General features: G+C 70.2%; 24 protein-coding genes. 17 read left to right on the forward strand and 7 right to left on the reverse strand.

The annotated features are described in order from the left end of the window. The 9 genes from VFR90_RS06095 to VFR90_RS06135 form a co-directional block, all read left to right on the forward strand. On the forward strand, window positions 1-722 hold a 722-nt coding region (locus tag VFR90_RS06095; RefSeq protein ID WP_326405212.1), incomplete at its 5' end, for a tetratricopeptide repeat protein. Then, window positions 719-1063: a hypothetical protein gene (locus tag VFR90_RS06100; RefSeq protein WP_326405213.1), complete on the forward strand. Its 345-nt coding sequence runs from the start codon at window positions 719-721 to the stop codon at window positions 1061-1063. The genes VFR90_RS06095 and VFR90_RS06100, both read left to right, overlap by 4 nt. Window positions 1064-1132: 69 nt before the next feature. Then, window positions 1133-1786: a MotA/TolQ/ExbB proton channel family protein gene (locus VFR90_RS06105; RefSeq protein WP_326405214.1), complete on the forward strand. Its 654-nt coding sequence runs from the start codon at window positions 1133-1135 to the stop codon at window positions 1784-1786. A 36-nt stretch (window positions 1787-1822) separates the two neighbouring features. Then, the gene (locus tag VFR90_RS06110; protein ID WP_326405215.1) at window positions 1823-2317 is read left to right on the forward strand and encodes an ExbD/TolR family protein; all 495 of its coding nucleotides are present in this window, start codon (window positions 1823-1825) and stop codon (window positions 2315-2317) included. Window positions 2318-2330: 13 nt separating this feature from the next. Next, on the forward strand, window positions 2331-2861 hold the full coding sequence (locus VFR90_RS06115) for an ExbD/TolR family protein (protein WP_326405216.1): 531 nt from the start codon (window positions 2331-2333) through the stop codon (window positions 2859-2861). Between the two features lie 136 nt (window positions 2862-2997). Then, window positions 2998-4098 (forward strand): AgmX/PglI C-terminal domain-containing protein, encoded by a 1101-nt coding sequence (locus tag VFR90_RS06120; RefSeq protein ID WP_326405217.1) that lies wholly within the window; start codon window positions 2998-3000, stop codon window positions 4096-4098. Window positions 4099-4186: 88 nt separating this feature from the next. Then, a complete protein-coding gene (locus VFR90_RS06125; protein ID WP_326405218.1) occupies window positions 4187-5080 on the forward strand; it encodes an SEL1-like repeat protein in 894 nt (297 codons plus the stop codon). Between the two features lie 522 nt (window positions 5081-5602). Further along, complete coding sequence (locus VFR90_RS06130; protein ID WP_326405219.1) at window positions 5603-6142, forward strand: DUF4019 domain-containing protein; 540 nt, start codon at window positions 5603-5605, stop codon at window positions 6140-6142. An 8-nt stretch (window positions 6143-6150) separates the two neighbouring features. Beyond that, window positions 6151-7278 (forward strand): aminotransferase class V-fold PLP-dependent enzyme, encoded by a 1128-nt coding sequence (locus tag VFR90_RS06135; protein WP_326405220.1) that lies wholly within the window; start codon window positions 6151-6153, stop codon window positions 7276-7278. 21 nt (window positions 7279-7299) lie between these two features. Here VFR90_RS06135 and VFR90_RS06140 read toward each other — a convergent pair whose 3' ends face one another. After that, the gene (locus tag VFR90_RS06140) at window positions 7300-7959 is read right to left on the reverse strand and encodes a hypothetical protein (protein WP_326405221.1); all 660 of its coding nucleotides are present in this window, start codon (window positions 7957-7959) and stop codon (window positions 7300-7302) included. A 164-nt stretch (window positions 7960-8123) separates the two neighbouring features. Here VFR90_RS06140 and VFR90_RS06145 point away from each other — a divergent pair, with 164 nt between their 5' ends. The 4 genes from VFR90_RS06145 to VFR90_RS06160 are packed head-to-tail and all read left to right on the forward strand — an operon-like array spanning window position 8124 to window position 11678. Further along, a complete protein-coding gene (locus VFR90_RS06145) occupies window positions 8124-8717 on the forward strand; it encodes a paraquat-inducible protein A (RefSeq protein ID WP_326405222.1) in 594 nt (197 codons plus the stop codon). Then, window positions 8714-9379, forward strand: coding sequence for a paraquat-inducible protein A (locus VFR90_RS06150; RefSeq protein WP_326405223.1), 666 nt, complete (start codon window positions 8714-8716; stop codon window positions 9377-9379). Before VFR90_RS06145 ends, VFR90_RS06150 begins: the two co-directional genes overlap by 4 nt. Next, on the forward strand, window positions 9376-11046 hold the full coding sequence (locus VFR90_RS06155; protein WP_326405224.1) for a PqiB family protein: 1671 nt from the start codon (window positions 9376-9378) through the stop codon (window positions 11044-11046). Before VFR90_RS06150 ends, VFR90_RS06155 begins: the two co-directional genes overlap by 4 nt. Continuing rightward, the gene (locus tag VFR90_RS06160; RefSeq protein ID WP_326405225.1) at window positions 11043-11678 is read left to right on the forward strand and encodes a PqiC family protein; all 636 of its coding nucleotides are present in this window, start codon (window positions 11043-11045) and stop codon (window positions 11676-11678) included. Before VFR90_RS06155 ends, VFR90_RS06160 begins: the two co-directional genes overlap by 4 nt. 41 nt (window positions 11679-11719) lie before the next feature. Here the strand turns inward: VFR90_RS06160 and VFR90_RS06165 are convergent, their stop codons facing one another. Then, window positions 11720-12034 (reverse strand): hypothetical protein, encoded by a 315-nt coding sequence (locus VFR90_RS06165; RefSeq protein WP_326405226.1) that lies wholly within the window; start codon window positions 12032-12034, stop codon window positions 11720-11722. A gap of 71 nt (window positions 12035-12105) precedes the next feature. On the opposite strand from VFR90_RS06165, the gene VFR90_RS06170 reads away from it, so the two are divergent. After that, window positions 12106-12600: an SET domain-containing protein gene (locus tag VFR90_RS06170; protein WP_326405227.1), complete on the forward strand. Its 495-nt coding sequence runs from the start codon at window positions 12106-12108 to the stop codon at window positions 12598-12600. On the opposite strand, the gene VFR90_RS06175 is transcribed toward VFR90_RS06170, so the two are convergent. Next, window positions 12597-12731, reverse strand: a complete 135-nt coding sequence (locus VFR90_RS06175; protein WP_326405228.1) for a hypothetical protein — start codon at window positions 12729-12731, stop codon at window positions 12597-12599. The two genes, VFR90_RS06170 and VFR90_RS06175, sit on opposite strands and share 4 nt — an antisense overlap. Window positions 12732-12899: 168 nt before the next feature. Here VFR90_RS06175 and VFR90_RS06180 point away from each other — a divergent pair, with 168 nt between their 5' ends. Both VFR90_RS06180 and VFR90_RS06185 read left to right on the forward strand, forming a co-directional pair. Beyond that, window positions 12900-13904 (forward strand): M14 family zinc carboxypeptidase, encoded by a 1005-nt coding sequence (locus VFR90_RS06180; RefSeq protein WP_326405229.1) that lies wholly within the window; start codon window positions 12900-12902, stop codon window positions 13902-13904. Further along, on the forward strand, window positions 13901-14668 hold the full coding sequence (locus VFR90_RS06185; protein WP_326405230.1) for an alpha/beta fold hydrolase: 768 nt from the start codon (window positions 13901-13903) through the stop codon (window positions 14666-14668). Before VFR90_RS06180 ends, VFR90_RS06185 begins: the two co-directional genes overlap by 4 nt. A 90-nt stretch (window positions 14669-14758) precedes the next feature. On the opposite strand, the gene VFR90_RS06190 is transcribed toward VFR90_RS06185, so the two are convergent. After that, the gene (locus tag VFR90_RS06190; protein ID WP_326405289.1) at window positions 14759-15121 is read right to left on the reverse strand and encodes a hypothetical protein; all 363 of its coding nucleotides are present in this window, start codon (window positions 15119-15121) and stop codon (window positions 14759-14761) included. Here VFR90_RS06190 and VFR90_RS06195 point away from each other — a divergent pair. Next, window positions 15098-15910: a YopJ family acetyltransferase gene (locus VFR90_RS06195; RefSeq protein ID WP_414676496.1), complete on the forward strand. Its 813-nt coding sequence runs from the start codon at window positions 15098-15100 to the stop codon at window positions 15908-15910. The genes VFR90_RS06190 and VFR90_RS06195 overlap by 24 nt on opposite strands. Before the next feature lie 10 nt (window positions 15911-15920). Here VFR90_RS06195 and VFR90_RS06200 read toward each other — a convergent pair whose 3' ends face one another. From VFR90_RS06200 to VFR90_RS06210, 3 genes are read right to left on the reverse strand one after another with little or no spacing between them, the layout of a single operon-like run. Next, window positions 15921-16640 carry an SPOR domain-containing protein gene (locus VFR90_RS06200; protein WP_326405231.1) on the reverse strand — a complete coding sequence of 240 codons (720 nt, stop codon included), beginning with the start codon at window positions 16638-16640 and terminating at the stop codon, window positions 15921-15923. Then, complete coding sequence (locus VFR90_RS06205; protein WP_326405232.1) at window positions 16634-17494, reverse strand: biotin--[acetyl-CoA-carboxylase] ligase; 861 nt, start codon at window positions 17492-17494, stop codon at window positions 16634-16636. The genes VFR90_RS06200 and VFR90_RS06205 overlap by 7 nt, the downstream gene beginning before the upstream one ends. A gap of 8 nt (window positions 17495-17502) precedes the next feature. Next, the gene (locus VFR90_RS06210; RefSeq protein ID WP_326405233.1) at window positions 17503-17946 is read right to left on the reverse strand and encodes an SET domain-containing protein; all 444 of its coding nucleotides are present in this window, start codon (window positions 17944-17946) and stop codon (window positions 17503-17505) included. Between the last annotated feature and the right edge of the window lie 59 nt (window positions 17947-18005).

An 18005-nucleotide genomic window follows, 5' to 3' on the forward strand; every position in this document is an offset into this window, starting at 1 on the left:
CGGATCCGCGGCGTCTGCTGGTGGGGATCGCGCTTGCTCTCGCTTCGGCTCTGAGCGGCTGCGCCTCGGGCGGCCTGCGCGAGATGGTCGGCATGGCACCGGCCGCGGTGACGAATCCGCAGGACGCGAAGCCGGCCGCGGCGAAGCCGAGCGTCGAAGCGCCCGTCGCCGCGAAGCCGGCCGAAGCGCCGGTCGCGGCGAACGTGCAGCGCGCCTACGACGACGCCCGCCGCCTGCTCGCCGCCGGCCGCAGCGCCGAGGCCGAGCGCGCGTTCAAGGCGCTGGCGCAGGCGCACCCCGAACTGGGCGGTCCGCAGGCGAACCTCGGGCTGATCTACCGGCAGACGGGGCGCGGTGCCGAGGCTGTCGCGGCGCTGGAGAAGGCCGTCGAGGCGAGCCCGGGGCAGCCGGTCTTCTTCAACCAGCTCGGCGTCGCCTACCGCGAGGCCGGCGAGTTCCAGAAGGCACGCGGCGCCTACGAACAGGCGCTCGAACTCGAGCCCGACTACGCGAGCGCGGCGCTCAACCTCGGCATCCTCCACGACCTCTACCTCGCCGATGCGGCGCAGGCGCTCGCGCTCTACGACCGCTACCAGCAGCTCACCGGCGGCAAGGACGCGCAGGTCGGCAAGTGGGTCGCGGACCTGAAGAACCGCAGCAAGCCCGCGCCGGGCGCACCGGCCGGCAAGCCGGTCGCGCTGGTGAAGAAGGAGCAGCCATGACGAAGACCGTTCGCGGCGTCGCGTTCGCGCTGGCGCTCTGCGTCGCGCCCTTCGCGGCCGCGCAGACCACCAAGCCGGCCAGGAAAGCGCCGCCGCAGGCCGAGCCCGCGGTGAAGGGCGACCGCGCCGACCAGGCCGACATCGACCGTACCCAGATCCTCGGCAATCGCGAGCTGCCCAAGGTGCTCTACATCGTGCCGTGGAAGAAGCCGCTGCCCGGCGACCTGAGCGGCCGGCCGCCGAGCAGCGTGGTCGACGAGGCGCTCGCGCCGATCGACCGCGACGTGTTCCGCCGGCAGGTGCAGTACGACGCGCAGACGCAGGCCGCACCGGCGCGCTGACCCGAATGCCCGATCCCCATCCCAACCCGACAACCCGTTCAGGCCCCGCGTGGGCAGTGGAGTGATGCGATGACTACCTTCCAGACCGTCGTGAAGTTCTTCCAGGACAGCGGCCTGTTCATCTACCCGAGCCTGCTGATCATGGCGCTCGGCCTCGCGATCGCGATCGAGCGCTTCGTCTTCCTCAGCAAGACGCGCAGCGAGAACCGGCGCCTGTGGGACAAGCTGCAGCCGATGCTCCAGAACGGCAAGTTCAAGGAGGTGCACAGCGCCACCTCGAACACCGACACCGCGATCGGCAAGATCGTCAACTACGGCCTCACGCGCATGCAGAGCCCGGGCCGCCGCGAGGACTTCGACATGGCGATGGAGGAAGGGATGATGGAGATCGTCCCGCGCCTGGAGAAGCGCACCCACTACATCGCGACCTTCGCCAACGTGATCACGCTGGTGGGCCTGCTCGGCACCATCATCGGCCTGATCAAGGGCTTCACCGCGGTCGCCGCGGTGAACCCGGCGGAGAAGGCCGAGATGCTCTCCGCGTCGATTTCGATCGCGATGAACAACACCGCGTTCGCGCTGATGGTCGCGATCCCCTTCCTGCTGATCCACGCCTACCTGCAGGCGCGCACCAGCGAGATCGTCGACGGGCTGGAAGCCGCGAAGATCAGCTTCCTGAACGTCGTGCAGCGGCTGCGTCCCGAAGCCGGCAGCGTCCGCTGAGCCCACGAGCCGCGGGCTCAAAAGACGGAGAACGCCATGCGTGTACGACGCCTGCGCAAGGAGGTCGCCCATCTCGAGGTGACGGCCTTCATCAACCTGATCGTGGTGCTGGTGCCCTTCCTGCTCTCGACCGCGGTGTTCACCCGGCTCGCGGTGATGGACCTGTCGCTGCCCGCGCAGTCCACCGGCGCGGCCGAGCAGCTCAAGGTCAACGAGCTGAAGCTCGAAGTGGTGATCCGGCCGGATCGCATCGACGTCTCCGACCGCATCGGCGGGATGATCCAGAGCATCCCCAACACGCCCGCCGGCCCCGACTACGCGACGCTCGGCACGCTCGCCCAGGCGCTCAAGCAGAAGTTCCCCGAGCAGAGCAACGCGACGGTGCTCGCCGAGCCGAACACCTCCTACGACGCGCTGGTGCAGACAATGGACGCGGTGCGCGAATCGCAGCGCCGCGAGAACAACCAGACGGTGCGCTCCGAGCTGTTCCCTGCGATCTCGATCGGCGACGCGCCGATCGTCAAGGGTTGAGAAGGAGCGGGCCATGAAGCTGACCCCGATCCAGAAGCGCGCGGCCCGCAAGGGCCGCAACAGCACCGCGCTCGACATGAACCTCGTCGCGCTGATCGACATCTTCACGATCCTGATCTTCTTCCTGCTGTCCTCGGCCACCGGCGTGGAGCTGCTCACCGCGCCGAACGCGGCCAAGCTGCCCGAGGCCAAGGTCGAGAAGGCGCCCAAGGAGACGGTGACGGTGGTGGTCAGCGGCGACGACATCGTCGTGCAGGGCCGCAAGGTCGCGTCGATCCAGCAGGTGCTGGCCGCCGAGGGCGACGTGATCGCGCCGCTGAAGGACGAGCTGGAATTGCTCGCCAAGCGCAGCCCGGTCGTCGCGGCCGCGGCCCCGCCCACGCCCGACGGCGGCACGCCGGTCGCCGCCGCGCCGGCCGCGCAGCAGCTCACGGTGCTTGGCGACAAGGACATCCCGTACCGCCTGCTGAAGAAGGTGATGGTCACCGGCGCGCGCGCCAACTACAGCGACGTGTCGTTCGCCGTGCGCAAGAAGGAGGTGTGATGACCCACCCCCCCGTTGCGGCTTCGCCGCTCCCCACCAGGGGGCGCCGCTGGCAGCCCGGCGAAGCCGGAGCCGCGGCGGCTGCTGGCTTGCGCTGCTCGGATGCCAGCCACCGCTCGTATCGCGAAGGCCTGACATGACATCTGCCGCCATCTCCTACCGCGAGCCCTTCCTCGCCTGGGCCGACGCGCCCGAGGACGTCGCGCGCTTCCGGCGCTTCCGCAACGTCGTGCTGGTCGCGACTGTGCTGCTGTGCCTGCTGTTCCTGCTGCTGCCCAGGCCGCAGGTCGATCGCAGCAAGCCACCCGAGGTGCCGGAGCGCCTCGCGAAGATCATCCTGGAAGAGGCCGCCAAGCCGCCGCCGCCCGCGCCGGTCAAGGCGCCGGCGCCGAAGCAGGAGCTCGCGAAGGTCGACGCGACGCCGAGCCTCAACAAGCCCGACCCGAAGCGGCCGGAGCCGCCGAAGGCCGCGGTCGCGCCGGAAGCTCGCCGGCCGGTCGAAGGCAAGCCGCCCGGCGAGGTGCTCGACGGCATCCGCCGCAAGGCCGCCGGCGTCGGCCTGCTGGCCGCGAGCAACGAGCTGGCCGAGTTGCGCGGCGCGCCGGTCGCGGCGCAGCTGAACCAGGACATCAAGCAGGGCCCGGGCGTCGGCACGGGCAAGGGCGTCGGCGTGGGGGCCGGTAACGAGCCCGGCCTGCCCGATCGCGCGCTGATCACCTCGAACGCGATGGGCAGCTCCGGCGGCATCAACACCGCGGGCTACAGCCGCAACACCGGCGGCGGCGGCCTGGGCGGGCAGGCGACGACGCTCGTCGAAGGCGTGGCCGGCGGCGGTGGCGGTGGTGGGCCGGGCGGCGGCGGCGTGCGCGGCGGCAAGGGCGACGGCACCGGCACCGGCGCGGGCGGCAAGGGCGCCGGCGGCTCGGTCGCCAAGGGCGACAGCGGCAAGGCCTCGCGTTCGCTGGAGGAGATCAAGCTCGTGTTCGAGCGCCACAAGGGGGCGATCTACGCGATCTACAACCGCGCGCTGCGCGACGACCCGGCGCTGCAGGGCAAGGTGGTCGTCAAGCTGACGATCGCGCCGAACGGCACCGCCGACGTGCGCATCGTCTCGAGCGAGCTGAAGTCCGACGAGGTCGAGGGCAAGCTGCTGGCGCGCATCCGCAGCTTCGATTTCGGTGCGAAGGATGTCGCGGTGATGGTCGTGAACTGGCCGCTGGACTTTCTGCCTAGTTGAAGCCGCTGGACGCTAGTGATCTTGACGACCAAGGCAAATTCTTTAAACTTAGAACCGCCTGCCCATTAAATTTGTATTGCTGCTCCCGATGAAACGCCGGATTTGTCATCTGCTTATTGCATTTATGGTGCTAGCTGCCATAGCGGCTGCTGCTTTTTACTTCGATAAGATATCTGGCGCTGTCACAGGTTCAAAATCGACGGTCGAGGCGCGGAAGACGGAGGCGTCATTTCCACGTAATGCCTCTGAGGTCGTCATTGAAAATAAGAGCAGCAAGCTGGCCGTAACGAAAAGTCAAGGCCGCCATTCAGACTTTTCCGGTGAGTTGATTGATCTTGATGGCTTAACTGTGGGTGAATATATAGCCAAGCGTTGGAACTTAGCAAAGAACGGAAGCGCAACAGATCAATACGAAATCTATCGCGCCACAACAATCTGCGCGCGCATCGCAGAGCAGAAAAACGCTTTATTGATGCTGCCCCCTGGATCTTCAAGCAAAAGTTTGCTGGACTCGCTAAAGTCCAATATTGAGAATGCAGAATTAGTTTGCGCGGACGTTACGGAAATACAAAAAACGAAAGAGCGCTTAGAATTTTTGCGATCTTCTGCGCAAGGAGGAAATGCTGACGCACAAGTTGCTTTCTTTGCTGAAGGACCTAGCGGCGCACCTATAGACTTTTCAGAGCAACCGCAGAATGACTTCAACTTGGAAGCATGGAAGAAGGAAGCGTTAGGATATTTAAACTCCGCTGCCGAAAGTCGACACAGACTCGCATTGTCGATTTTAAGTCAAATTTACGAAGAAGGTAGTATTGCGCGGAAAGATTATCGTCGCGCGCTGACTTATGCTGTCGCTGAGGCTAAGGTCCGCAATCTTGATCCAGCTACGCAAACTGTCGTAAATAGCTTGGTTAAGAAGATGACGTCGGAAGAAGTGGCTGTGTCGATAGAAGAAGGTACTAAGCTGGCAGAGGGTAAATGAAGAAAGCCCACTTTTTTATTACAGCAATTGTACTGGTGCTGTTATCTGCCTTTCCGGATAGCGTGTTTGCGCAAGCTCCTAGAAATTACGGCCGCTATTTTTGTCAAGACTGCAACATTGGAGGCGGCGCGGCTGCGATGGGTGACATATTTACCTTCCTCAGATCAACTCAGATAACAAGCCGTTGGGTGCCCGGCGATCTCATAACAGTTTGTGACGGAGCGAATTGTTTGACCGTAACTTGGAGGGGAACTACGTGGAATGCTATAGGGCCGCCTTATAGGGACTCTGGCGAGGGCTACAAAAACAATGTCTCTATAAACTACTGGATGGGAGGAGCCATTTACAGCGTGGAGAATACTTGGATTTCTCCTTCGGGTCCCATACGAAGGGGCACCGTTACTGTCAGTGATTTGGTTCCCGTAGGCCCCGAGGCTGGGGGAGGCGTAGGCTATTGGGGATATTCAACACTAGGAGGCTATTCTTATGGTGGTGGCGAAGCGTCCTGTCCATAATGGAGTGATGTACCCGAGCCTGCGCCTGCGCCTGCGCCAGCGGCGGGGGTTTTTTGTAGCTTGCGCCGGTATGCTTTTCATCAGCGGTGCTGCGGCCGGTAAATCGGCAACAAGAAAAGGTGCCGACGTTGCGCCGGGCGACTTCTTCTTGTCGTTCACGGAAACCAATATAGTTCGCCAGGCGGCCGAAAAGGTGCTACGTGTGATCGATAGCCAAGCCGCGGACAGGGCGGTAATCAACGGCTTATACGAGTCGGGGAGCGAGGCTCTTAAAGGTAGATATTCTGAAGCTGCCTTTGGGCAAAGGCTTTACATGATTCGTCGCAATCTGGGTCCTATGGTGAGGCGACAATTTAATATGGTCAGCGGTGGATTTCATTCGTTGCCTAATCTACCTTCGGGGCGGTATGCTATTGCAATGTTCGAAACCGAGTTCAGGGCCACCGGCGGGTTCGCGCGCAGCGAAGAATTGACAATGTCCTGGAACGATGCTGCAAGAGAGTGGCTTTTTGTTGAGTATTATGTAGGTAATGCTAGTTTGAATTAATCGATTATATGCCCGCTCTACTCCCGAACGTCGATCCCGACGGCCTGCTCGAGTTTTCGGTCGTCTACACCGACCGTGCGCTGAACCACATGTCCGGCAAGTTCCAGGGCGTGCTGCGCGACATCTCGGCGACGCTCAAGCAGGTCTACCGCGCGCGCTCGGCGATCGTGGTGCCTGGCAGCGGCAGCTTCGGCATGGAGGCCGTCGCCCGCCAGTTCGCCACGGCCAAGCGGGTGCTGGTGATCCGCAACGGCTGGTTCAGCTACCGCTGGACGCAGATCTTCGACATGGGCTCGATCCCGGCCGAAGCGCAGGTGCTGAAGGCGCGCATGACGTCCGGCGAGAAGCACGCGCCGTTCGCGCCGGCGCCGATCGAGGAGGTCGTCGCGACGATCGCCAGGACCCGGCCCGACGTGGTGTTCGCGCCGCACGTCGAGACCTCGGCCGGCATGCTGCTGCCGGACCCGTACCTGAAGGCCGTCGCCGACGCGGTGCATGCGGCGGGCGGCCTCTTCGTGCTCGACTGCATCGCTTCCGGCACGGTCTGGGTCGACATGCAGGCCACCGGCGTTGACGTGCTGGTGAGCGCGCCGCAGAAGGGCTGGAGCGGCCCGCCCTGCTGCGCCTTCGTGATGCTGTCCGAGCGCGCGCGTGCCGCGATCGACGCGACGCAGAGCACCAGCTTCGCGGCCGACCTGAAGAAGTGGCTGCAGATCATCGAGACCTTCGAGGCCGGCGGGCACGCCTACCACGCGACGATGCCGACCGAAGCGTTGGTGCAGGTGCGCGACGTGATGCGCGAGACGGCCGACTACGGCTTCGCCCGCGTCAAGGAAGAGCAGTTCGAGCTGGGGCGCCGGGTGCGGGCGCTGTTCGAGTCGCGCGGCTTCAAGAGCGTGGCGGCGCCGGGCTTCCAGGCGCCGGGCGTCATCGTCAACTACACCGACGACGCGGCCTGGCAGAGCGGCAAGCCCTTCGCCGCGCTCGGTCTGCAGATCGCCGCGGGCGTGCCGCTGCAGTGCGACGAGCCGGCCGATTTCAAGAGCTTTCGCATCGGGCTGTTCGGGCTCGACAAGCTGCACCACATCGATCGCACCGTGGCGCAGCTCGAGGCGGCGCTGGACAAGCTCGCCTGACGCGGGCCGGCGCGGCGCCGGTCAGAAGAAGCCGGCCTTCTGCGCGCCGCCCATCGCGGCCTTGACCAGCTCGCCGACCTGCTCGGCCGCGTCGCCCGACGGCGCGCTGGTGTTCGCGGTCCACATCAGCCGGCCCGAGGCCACGTCGGTCAGCAGCGTGTTCGCGCCGTAGGAGGTGTTCACGCGGCTGCCGCCGATCGGCAGGCTGAAGCCGACGCCACCGCCGACGCCGACGCGGCCGCCGCCGAAGCCGCCCAGCCCGATGCCGACCGACGGCCCCGGCTGCACCGTGCGCGCCGCCGGCCCGACCGAGGCGAGCAGCACCGCCCTCGCCTGCGCGTCGCGCGCGGCCGGCAGGTAGACGTCGGCGGTGCCGGCGCGGCCGGGCACCGGCTGCGGGCGCGTTTCGGCCGGGACGGCGGTCGCGCCCAGCGCCGCCGCTTCGGCCGCGAGCCGGTCCTGGCACTGGCGCGCCAGCGCCTCGTCCGGCGCCTCGCACACCACGTACAGGCGCGCGCCGCGCAGGCTCTGGCCGGCGAACTGCGGGTCGGTCCATTGCGTGTCCACCTGCGGCGACGCGCAAGCGCCGAGGAGCGCGAGCGCGGCGAGCGCGCCGGCGGTCTTCGCGGCACGGGACGAGCGGAACGAGCGGACGGGGAAGAAGGCGGCGGGCGATGGCATGGCGGCAGGCCTTTCGAGGTGGGGATCGCGAGGCCGCGGCACGCAGGCCGCGAAACCAGCTTAACGGCTGGGCCCGCCGCCGCGGCGACGGCGCTGTAGGACGCGGGCGCGAACTGGCGCCGTCCCGACGCGAACGCGCGGTGCTCTTGGTAGGCTCCGGGCCCATGTGGCTGTGTCACGACTGCGATGCCCTGCAGCACGAGGTGCCGCTGCAGGCGCACGGCAGCGCGCGCTGCTGGCGCTGCGCCGCGGTGCTGCGCCAGCCGGTCCCGCGCGCGCTCGACCGCAGCCTCGCGCTGGCCGTAACCTCCGCGGTGCTGTTCCTGATCGCCCAGGGCTTCACGCTGGTTCAGTTCGACATGCAAGGCCAGCGCCACGCAACCAGCCTCGCCGGCGCGGTATGGACGCTGTGGGAGCAGGACGCGCGGCTGCTCGCCGCGCTCGTCTCGCTGACCACGCAAGTGCTGCCGGCGCTGCAGATCGGCGCGCTGCTTTGGGTGCTGGCGCCGCTGGTGCAAAGGCGCGCGCCGCCGTTCGGCGCCACCGTGCTGCGGCTGATCGGCAAGCTGATGCCCTGGGGCATGGTCGAGGTCTTCGTGCTCGGCACGCTGGTCGCGCTGGGCAAGCTGCACAGCCTGGGCACGGTGGTGCCCGGGCCGGGCCTGTGGGCCTTCGGCGCCCTGATCTTCGCGTTCGCCGCGGCGGTCTCCAGCTTCGATACGCAAGCCGCCTGGCAGCGCCTCGAGGCCGTGCGATGACGCCCGCGACCGGCGCGGCGCACGACCTGCTGCGCTGCGAGTCCTGCACGCTGGTCAGCCGCGCCGCTGCGGCGGCGCTGTGCTCCAGCTGCCCGCGCTGCGGGAGCGAGCTGCACCGGCGCAAGCCGGCCAGCCTCGCGCGCACCTGGGCCTTCCTGATCGCCGCGGCGCTGCTCTACCTGCCGGCCAACACGCTGCCGGTGATGCGTTCGAGCTCGCTGTTCGGCGCGCAGGACGACACCATCTGGTCCGGCATCGCCTTCCTCTGGGCCGACGGCTCCTGGGGCCTGGCCGCGCTCGTGTTCTTCGCGAGCATGGTGGTGCCGGTCGCGAAGCTGCTGGTGCTGGGCGGGCTCGCGCTTTCGGTGCAGCTCGGCATGCGGCGTGCGCTGCTCGCGCGCACGCGGCTGTTCCGGGTCATCGAGAGCGTCGGCCGCTGGTCGATGCTCGACATCTACGTCGTCACGCTGCTGGTCGGCCTGGTGCAGCTGCGCTCGGTCGCCTCCATCGAGGCCGGCCCGGGCGCGCTCGCCTTCGGCGCGGTCGTGGTGCTGACGATGCTGGCCTCGCTGAGCTTCGATGCGCGGCTGATCTGGGACGCCGCCGAAGCCGGGCAGCGGCCCGCGCGCGCGCCGCTGCCCGAGGCCCCGCCGAGCCGATGAGCGCCGCGCCGCCCGACGACGACCAACTGCCGCGTGCGATCGCCACGCCGCGGCGCCGCCGCAGCGCCTACGCGGTCTGGCTGATCCCGCTGGTCGCGGCGCTGATCGGCCTGACGCTCGCGGTGCGCAGCTTCCTCGCCAGCGGCCCGACGATCAGCATCGTCTTCAAGACCGCCGAGGGCCTGGAAGCCGGCAAGACCAAGATCAAATACAAAAACGTCGACATCGGCGACGTGCGTTCGGTGACGCTGTCGGAGGAAGGCGAAGGCGTCGTCGTCACCGCCGAGATGGCCAAGGCCGCCGACAAGCTGCTGGTCGAGGACACGCGCTTCTGGGTCGAGCGCGCGCGCTTCGCTGGCGGCGGCCTCACCGGCATCTCGACGCTGCTGTCGGGCGCCTACATCGGCATCGACGCCGGCAAGTCGGCCGACGGCCGGCGCAATTTCACCGGCCTGGACACGCCGCCTTCCGTCACCACCGACGAGCCCGGCCGCGAGTTCGTGCTGCGCGCCACCGACCTCGGCTCGATCGACATCGGCTCGCCGGTCTACTTCCGCCGCGTGCCGGTCGGCAAGGTCACGGCGACGCAGCTCGACGCCGACGGCGGCGGCGTCACGCTGAGGGTCTTCGTCGCCGCGCCGAACGAGAAGCTGGTGACCGAGAACACGCGCTTCTGGCATGCGAGCGGGCTCGACGTGAACGTCGATGCCGGCGGCATCAAGCTGCAGACGCAGTCGGTGCTGTCGATCCTGCTCGGCGGCATCGCGTTCGCGACGCCGGAGGCGCTCGCCGCGCAGCCGAAGGAAGCCGCGGCCGGTCGCAGCTTCCGGCTGTTCGACAACCAGGCGGTCGCGATGAAGCGCAGCGACGCGGAGGTCACCAACCTGGTCGCCTACTTCAGCGATTCGCTGCGCGGGCTGGAGCCGGGCGCGCAGGTCGATTTCCGCGGCGTCGTCGTCGGCGAGGTCACCGCGATCGACATCGAGTACGACCGCGACCGGCGCGAGTTCCGCTTCCCGGTGAGCTTCGTGCTGTACCGCGACCGGGTGCGCTCGAAGGTGAGCGCGGCGCTGCAGCGCGCGCAGGTCGATCCGACCGCGCTGCTCGAGCGCTCGATCGACCGCGGCCTGCGCGCGCAGCTGCGCACCGGCAACCTCCTCTCGGGGCAGCGCTACGTCGCGCTCGACTTCTTCAAGAACGCGCCCGCTTTCAAGCAGGCGGCGGCCGAGGGCAGCGGCGCGCCGATCGAGATGCCGACGATGCCCGGAAGCCTGGAAGATCTGCAGGCTTCGATCACCAACATCGCCAAGCGCATCGAGAGCCTGCCGCTCGAGGAACTGGTCGCGGAGGTGCGGCGCACGATGCGCGGGCTCGAGACCACGCTGGCCAGCACCGACCGGCTGGTCAGGAGCCTCGACACGCAGGTCGGCGAGCTGGTGCCCGAGGTGCGCAGCGCGGTCGGCGAGGCGCGCCGCACGATGCGCTCGGCCGGCGAGCTGCTGGCCGACGACGCGCCGACGCCGCAGGCGCTGCGCGAAAGCCTGCGCGAGCTCGGCCGCGCCGCGCAATCGCTGCGCGAGCTGACCGACTACCTGCAGCGCCACCCCGAGTCGCTGCTGCGCGGCAAGCCGGCCGACGCGGCCGCCCCCACCGGAGACCAGCGATGAGCCCGCGCCGCGCCGCCCCGATCGCTGCGACGCTGCTCGCCGTGGCGCTGCTCGCCGCGGCCTGCGCCACCGCGCCGGCCGAGCGCTTCTACCGGCTGCCGCTGCCGCCGGCGGCAGCGCCGGGCGGGGCGAGCGCGAGCGCGAGCGCGACGGCGAAGCCGACCTCGATCGCCCTCGGCCGGGTGGGCCTGCCCGAGCTGTTCGACCGGCCGCAGCTCGTCACCGGCAGCACCGGCTCCGCGCAGGTGCAGATCTGGGAAGGCCAGCGCTGGGGCGAGCCGCTGCGCGAAGGGATCGGCCGCGCGCTGGCGGCGCGGCTCGCGGTCGAGCTGGCGCCGGCGCAGGTGCTGGCCGCGCCGCTGGTCGGCAGCGGCGATCCGGGCTGGCGCGTCAGCGTCAACCTGCTGCGCTTCGACGGCGAGCTCGGCCGGGGTGTCGAGCACGAGTGGCAGTGGACGCTGCGTCGGGTGGCCGACGGCCAGCAGCGTTCGGGCCGCGGTGGCGCGCGCGTGCCGGCGACGGGGCCGGGGCACGACGCGCTGGTCGCCGCGCACGGCGTGGCGCTCGATGGCCTGGCGCGCGAACTGGCACAGGCGCTGAACGATCTGGCCGGCAGCCCGGCGCCGCAGTGAGTGGCAGCGGCCGTCAGCCCATGGCCGCGGCGCGCTTCGGCTCAGTGCGCTTCGCCGAAGAACAGCCGGAACACCTCGGGCTCGTGCACCTCGCGGGTCTGCAGGCCGGCGAGCGGCTCGCAGAACGGCTCGGAGGGCGGCGTGAAGTCGAGGTCCGCGGGCATCGTCTCGACCCAGACCGGCGCGCCGATCGCCTCGGCGCGCGCCGGCGAAGGCCGCTCGCCCAGCGTCACCAGCCGCTTCGTCAGCGAGTTGGCGAACGACGGCAGGTCTTCCCATTCGATCGCGTCGGCGTGGCGCGCCATCGACGGCGACGGGCGGCTCACGGCGGAACGTTGGCTGGCGGTGATCGACATGGAAGGCTCTCTTGGGGCGCACCGGCAACAGGCCGGCATGTGACAAAGCTTATCGGCGCGCCGCCGGCCGCATGGACATGAAAAGAGGGGCTCAAGCCGGCCAGTTTGCTGCCGAGGGCGCGAGCGCGCGGCCGCGCGGCGCGCCTGCCGATCCGCAGAAGTTCGCGCTCGAAGTGCGCGCCAGCGCGATCGCCGGCTTCGGCGCCTTCGCCGCGGAGCCGATCCCCGCGCGCCGCAAGATCGGCGAGCTGCGCGGCGAGCCGATCAGCGTGCGTGAGGCGCGCCGGCGCGCGAAGGCGCTGGCGCGGCAAGGCGCGGCGATCATGATCGTCGAGGTGTCCGAGCGCCGCGCGATCGATGCGGCCGCATCCACCGACGCGCTGCGCTACACCAACCACCGCTGCGCGCCGAATGCCAGCCTGCGCATCCGCCAGGGCCGCGTCGAGTTCTATGCGCTGCGCGACATCGCCGCCGGCGAGGAGATCACCGCCGACTACGGCGAGACCCACCACGACGGCAAGCTCGCCTGCCGCTGCGGCGCGGCGAACTGCCGCGGGGCGATCTAGCCCGGCTTCAACCGGCGCGGCGCGCGCCGTGCCCAGCGCGCGCGCGCCAGCGCGACGAACTCGATCGCGCCCCACAGCGCGGCGGCCCCGATCGCGAACGCGGGGCGGGTCATCGACGGGCGCAGGTTCATGACGATCGCCTTCCGGGCAGTGAGCCACCGAAGCTAGCGGACGCGCGTGACGCTTCGATGGCAAAGGCCCGCGCGTGGCTTGCCGCACCGGCGTGCCACGCGCGCCGCTAAGCTCGCGCGCCCGGCGCGTACGCGGGTCCACGAACCACGACGGAGTCGCGCAAGACCGTGCTCGCAGAGATCGCCGAGCTGCAACGCCTGATCGAGCAGGCCGGCATGCGCGCCGAGGCGCGGGTGCTGTGCGAGGTCGAAGCGCGCGGCGAGCGCTACCCGGTGCATGCGGTCGCCCTCGGCAACCCCGACCCGGCGGCGCCGGCGGTCGGCTACTTCGGCGGCGTGCACGGGCTCGAACGCATCGGCGCCGAGGTGGTGCTCGGCTACCTCGGCAACGTCGTCGCCAGGCTGGCCTGGGACACGCTGCTGCACCGCCAGCTCGAAGCGATGCGGCTGGTGTTCATGCCGCTGGTCAACCCGGCCGGGCTCGCGCTCGGCACGCGCGCGAACGCGCAGGGCGTCGACCTGATGCGCAACGCGCCGGTCGAGGCGAACGAGTCGGTGCCGTGGCTGATCGGCGGCCAGCGGGTGTCTGCCGCGCTGCCCTGGTACCGCGGCGAGCGCGGCGCGCCAATGCAGCCCGAGGCGCGGGCGCTGTGCGAGCTGGTGCAACGCGAGCTGCTGCCGCGGCCGTTCGCGATCGCGGTCGATTGCCACTCCGGCTTCGGCCTGCACGACCGCCTGTGGTTTCCGTTTGCGCACACCGCGCGGCCGATCGAGCACCTGGCCGAGCTGCATGCGCTGGCCGAGCTGCTCGACCAGGCGCAGGCGCACCACCGCTACGTTTTCGAGCCGCAGAGCCGCCAGTACCTGACGCACGGCGACCTGTGGGACCACCTCTATCTCGCGTCGGACCCCGCGCGCGTCTTCCTGCCGCTGACGCTGGAGATGGGCTCGTGGCTGTGGGTCAAGAAGAACCCGCGCCAGCTGTTCAGCCGCCACGGCATCTTCAATCCGCTGATCCGCCACCGGCAGCAGCGGGTGCTGCGCCGGCATGTCGCCTGGCTCGATTTCATCGGCCGCGCCGCCTGCGGCCACGCCGGCTGGACGCCGCGCGGCGACGCCCGCATCGCGCACCGCGAGCGCGCGCTCGACCGCTGGTACCGGCAGCGGCCGTGAGCGATCGCCGCGCGACGCGCTGGGTGCTGCTGCGCGGCCTGACGCGCGGCGCCGCGCACTGGGGCGACTTCGCGCAGCGGCTCGACGCCGCGCTGCCGCTGCCGGAGCCGGCGCTCGCGATCGACCTGCCGGGCAACGGCACGCGGCACCGCGAGCGCAGCCCGGCGCGCGTCGACGCGATGGTGGAGGCGCTGCGGGCCAGCCTGCACGCGGCGAAGGGGCGGCCGCCGTACCGCGTCGTCGCGATGTCGCTCGGCGCGATGGTCGCGATCGAATGGGCGCGGCGCCGGCCGGGCGAGATCGAGTCCGCCGCGCTGATCAACACCAGCCTGCGGCCCTTCAGCCCGCCGTGGCAGCGGCTGCGGCCGGCGGCCTTCGCGCGGCTGCTCGGCCTGCTGCTGCGAGGTGCCGACGCGCGGGCCTGGGAGCGCGCGATCCTCGCGCTGACAACGCGGCAGGCGCCGGCCGGCACGCTCGAACGCTGGATCGCGCTGCGCGAGGCGCAGCCGGTCGGCCGCGCCAACGCGCTGCGGCAGCTGCTCGCGGCAGCACGCTTTCGGGCGCCGACCGACGCGCCGGCGGCGCGCCTGCTGCTGCTCGCTTCGGCGCGCGACGCCCTCGTCGACCCGCGTTGCTCGCAGGCGCTGCAGGCGGCATGGCGGCTCGAAGCCGACCGCCGGCACGAGCACGCGGGCGCCGGCCACGATCTGCCGCTCGACGATGCGGCGTGGGTGATCGAGCGGCTGCGGGCGCTGGACCGGTGAAGAAGCTCCGCGCAGCCGCTTCGCCCGACGGCACCTCGCTTCGCCTCGACGCGCGGCCCCGGCAGCCGAACATCGAAAGTCGCGCCGAGTTCATTGGAGCGCGAGGCGATGGGTGGGTGCATCAGCAAGGCGGGGCACGGCACGCTCCGACACGGGCAGGGCCAGAAGCCGTGTGAAGACGAGCCGGGCCTGCCGGCGCTGCGCGCCTCGCCGGCCGACGCGACGCAAGCCTTCCAGCAGTTGAGCGCCCGGCAGCGCGGCGCAGCGTCGCCGTCGACGTCGCACGACTTGCCGCGCCGCGCGCTCGCGAAATTCGACGCCTTGGCGCACGTCGCGAGTCAAGGGCGATCGAGCGAGGCCGGGGCCCTGCTCGGCTACGCGGCGCGGACGCTCGAGTTCGCGGCATCGAACCAGCAGCCCGACCTCGAGATGGCCCGGCTCGACGTCCAGCACATGCCCAGCCTGATCGCGGCCTACAACAGCCGCCACCCCGGCTTGAACGCAAGCCACTTCGACACGCCCCGCGCCTTCGTCGACGCCCTCGCCGAGGACCAGCGTCCCGCATGGCGTGGCGTGATGCGGCTGGTCGAAGGGCAGATCCACCATGTCGCCGTCGACGTTCGCCGGCATGGTCGCAAGCGCAGCGTGATCGTCATGGAGCCCGCGGTCGTGTTCTCGCCCGGCCCGACGCCCGACTACCTCGCACTGGCGAAGACGCTCGGCAAGAAGGCGAGCTGGGCTTTGATCGAGGTGAACGCGCAGAAGTCTCTGAGCGACTGCCTGATGTATGCGCTGCACTTCACGCTGCTCGCCCATCGCGGGAGCGCGCCGCGGGGGTCGTCGCAGGCGGTGCCGGGTCTGTTCGAGCGCTGGCACGAGAACCTGGCGCGCTACGGCCGCCTCGGGGGGCCCGAGGACGATCCGGCGAGATTTGATCCGGTACCCGACGAGACGCTCCGCAAGGCCGGGCTGATGCTTCATGAAGGCATGGACGTGTTGCCATCTGCCTTCTACAAGCACGCGCAGTCCAAGGCCACCGCCATGGCGTTCGAACGCCGCCGTCCGGAAATCGCCGCGAGCGACGTCCGAACCGGCCGGGGGGCCGAGCCGGAGTCGCTGGTCGACCGGGCCGAGGCCTTCCGCGTCCAACGCAGCGGCGGCAGGTCCTTCAGCACGTCGATCGAGGCCGCGCGCGCGACGAAGATCCGCAACGCTCTGCTCGACGTCGGCGGCAGCGACTGACCGGCGCGGCTCAGGCCCCGTCGCCGCAAGCGGCGAAGCCGCGCCCGCGCAGCTTCTCCACCGGCAGGGCCGCGAGCATCCCCTGCGTCTGCGCATCGGCCTGCGGCACGCGCAGCGCGCTCTGTGGCAGCGCGACCTGCACGATGCGCGCCGAGCGCACGCCGCGTTCGCCCCAGGCGGCCAGCGCGCTTTCGGCGGCGGCGACGCTGTCGTGGCGGCTGATCACGAGCACCGGCGCGCCGCCGGCGCGAAACGGGCTGGTGTCGGGAACGATGCCGCGGCGGCGCAACTCGGCGCGCTTCTTCTGCATCAGCTCGGCGTCCTCGAACGGACCCATCGCGACCCACCAGCTCGGGCCGAGCTCGCGGCGGCCCCAGCCGCCGTTGGGCAATGCGGCGTTCAAGGTGGCTTCGGCGGCGGCCAAGTCGGCCGGGCCGAAGGGGCCGGCCTCGAGGCAGGCGGTCGCGGTGGCCGGCGCTGCCGGTGCCGGCGCGGCGCTGGCCGGCTCGGATGCCGGCGCCGCGGCGGCCACGCGCGCCGGCGACGAAGCGGCCTCGGCCGGGATCAGCCGCACGGCCTCGGGGCGCACCTGGCGCGCCAGCCGTTCGGGCTCGCGATCGCCCTCGGGCCGCGCACCGATCGCGCCGTGCAGCGGCGCGAGCCAGCCCTCGCGCCAGGCGTAGAAGCCCAGGTTGGCGAGCAGCAGCAAGACGACGATCGCTCTCAGCATGGCGACGACCCGGACGACGACGAAGCGGCCGACATCCGCACGCTCACCTCGCCGCTGTCGATGCGGCGCAGCGCGCCTTCGGGCGTGACGATGCGCAGCGCGCCGTCGTCGTCGACGCCGTCGGCCGCACCGCTGCACGGCGGCAGCGTGCCCGCGGCGATGCGGCGGCCGGCGAGCGCGTCGCGCCGCGCATAGCGCCCGGCGAAGGCGGCGAAGCCCTCGCGCTCGAAGACATCGAGCGCCAGCAGCAGCGCCGGGGCGACGCGTGCGAGCATCGAAGGCGCGTCGGCCCCCGGCTCGGCCTCGCGCCAGCCGGCGGCGGGGGCGTCGAGCTGCTCGGGCGCGTCGAGGTTCAGGCCGATGCCGATCACCGCCTGCCGCGCCGGCGGCACGACGCCCGGCGCGGCGATCGTCTCGATCAGCACGCCGCCGAGCTTGCGGCCTTCGCTGCCGAGCCACAAATCGTTCGGCCACTTGAGCCGCAGCCGCGGCTCGCCGCGCGCGTCGGCCGGGTCGAGCGCCTCGGCCAGCGCGACGCCGACCGCGAGCGACAGGCCCGACCAGGACTTCGGCGCGAGCGCCAGGCCGAGCGAGAAGCACAGCGCGGACGACGAGACCCACGACCGCCCCATGCGGCCCCGCCCGGCGCTTTGCCGCACGGCGGCCAGCAGCACCGGCCGGGTGTCGCCGTCGCGCGCGCGTTCGAGCAGGCGCGTGCTGGTCGAGTCGCAAGTCCCGGCGAGCTCGACGCGCAGGTCGGGCCGCCGCCCGCGCAGCTCGGCTTCCAGCGCCGCGAGCCGCCACGCGCCGGCCGTCTCGGCGCTCGCGGGGGCGGTGTGCGGCATCGCGAGCATCGCCCGGCTCAGTCCTTCTTCTTGTTCTTCTTCAGCGCGAGCATCGTGCCGCGGCACTTCTTCGCGCCGCACCGGCAGGCGTACTGCTTCTTGAGCTTCTTGCCGATCTTGCCGTCGATGACGAGGCCGTAGTCGTAGAACAGCTCGGTGCCGGGCTCGATGTCGCGCAGCGTCTTGATGAAGATGCGGCCGTCCTGATCGTCGGCTTCGCAGTTCGGCTTGCACGAATGGTTGATCCAGCGCGAGGCGTTGCCGCCGACGTTGGCGTCGATCACGTGATCTTCGTCGACGGTGAAATAGAAGGTGTGGTTCGGATCGTTCGGGTCGTGCGGATGGCGGCGCAGTGCCTCGGGCCAGTCGATGACCTCGCCGACGTACTCGAACAGCGTCTCGCCCTTGGCGAGCGGCCGGATCGCGAACACGCCCTTGCCGTGGATGCCGGAGCGGCGCACCTGCGTGCGACGTCCCGACGCGGCGCGCGGCGCGGGGCTTCGCGCCGGGGTGCCCGATG

The organism is Methylibium sp. (assembly GCF_035762065.1).
GTDB lineage: Bacteria > Pseudomonadota > Gammaproteobacteria > Burkholderiales > Burkholderiaceae_C > Methylibium.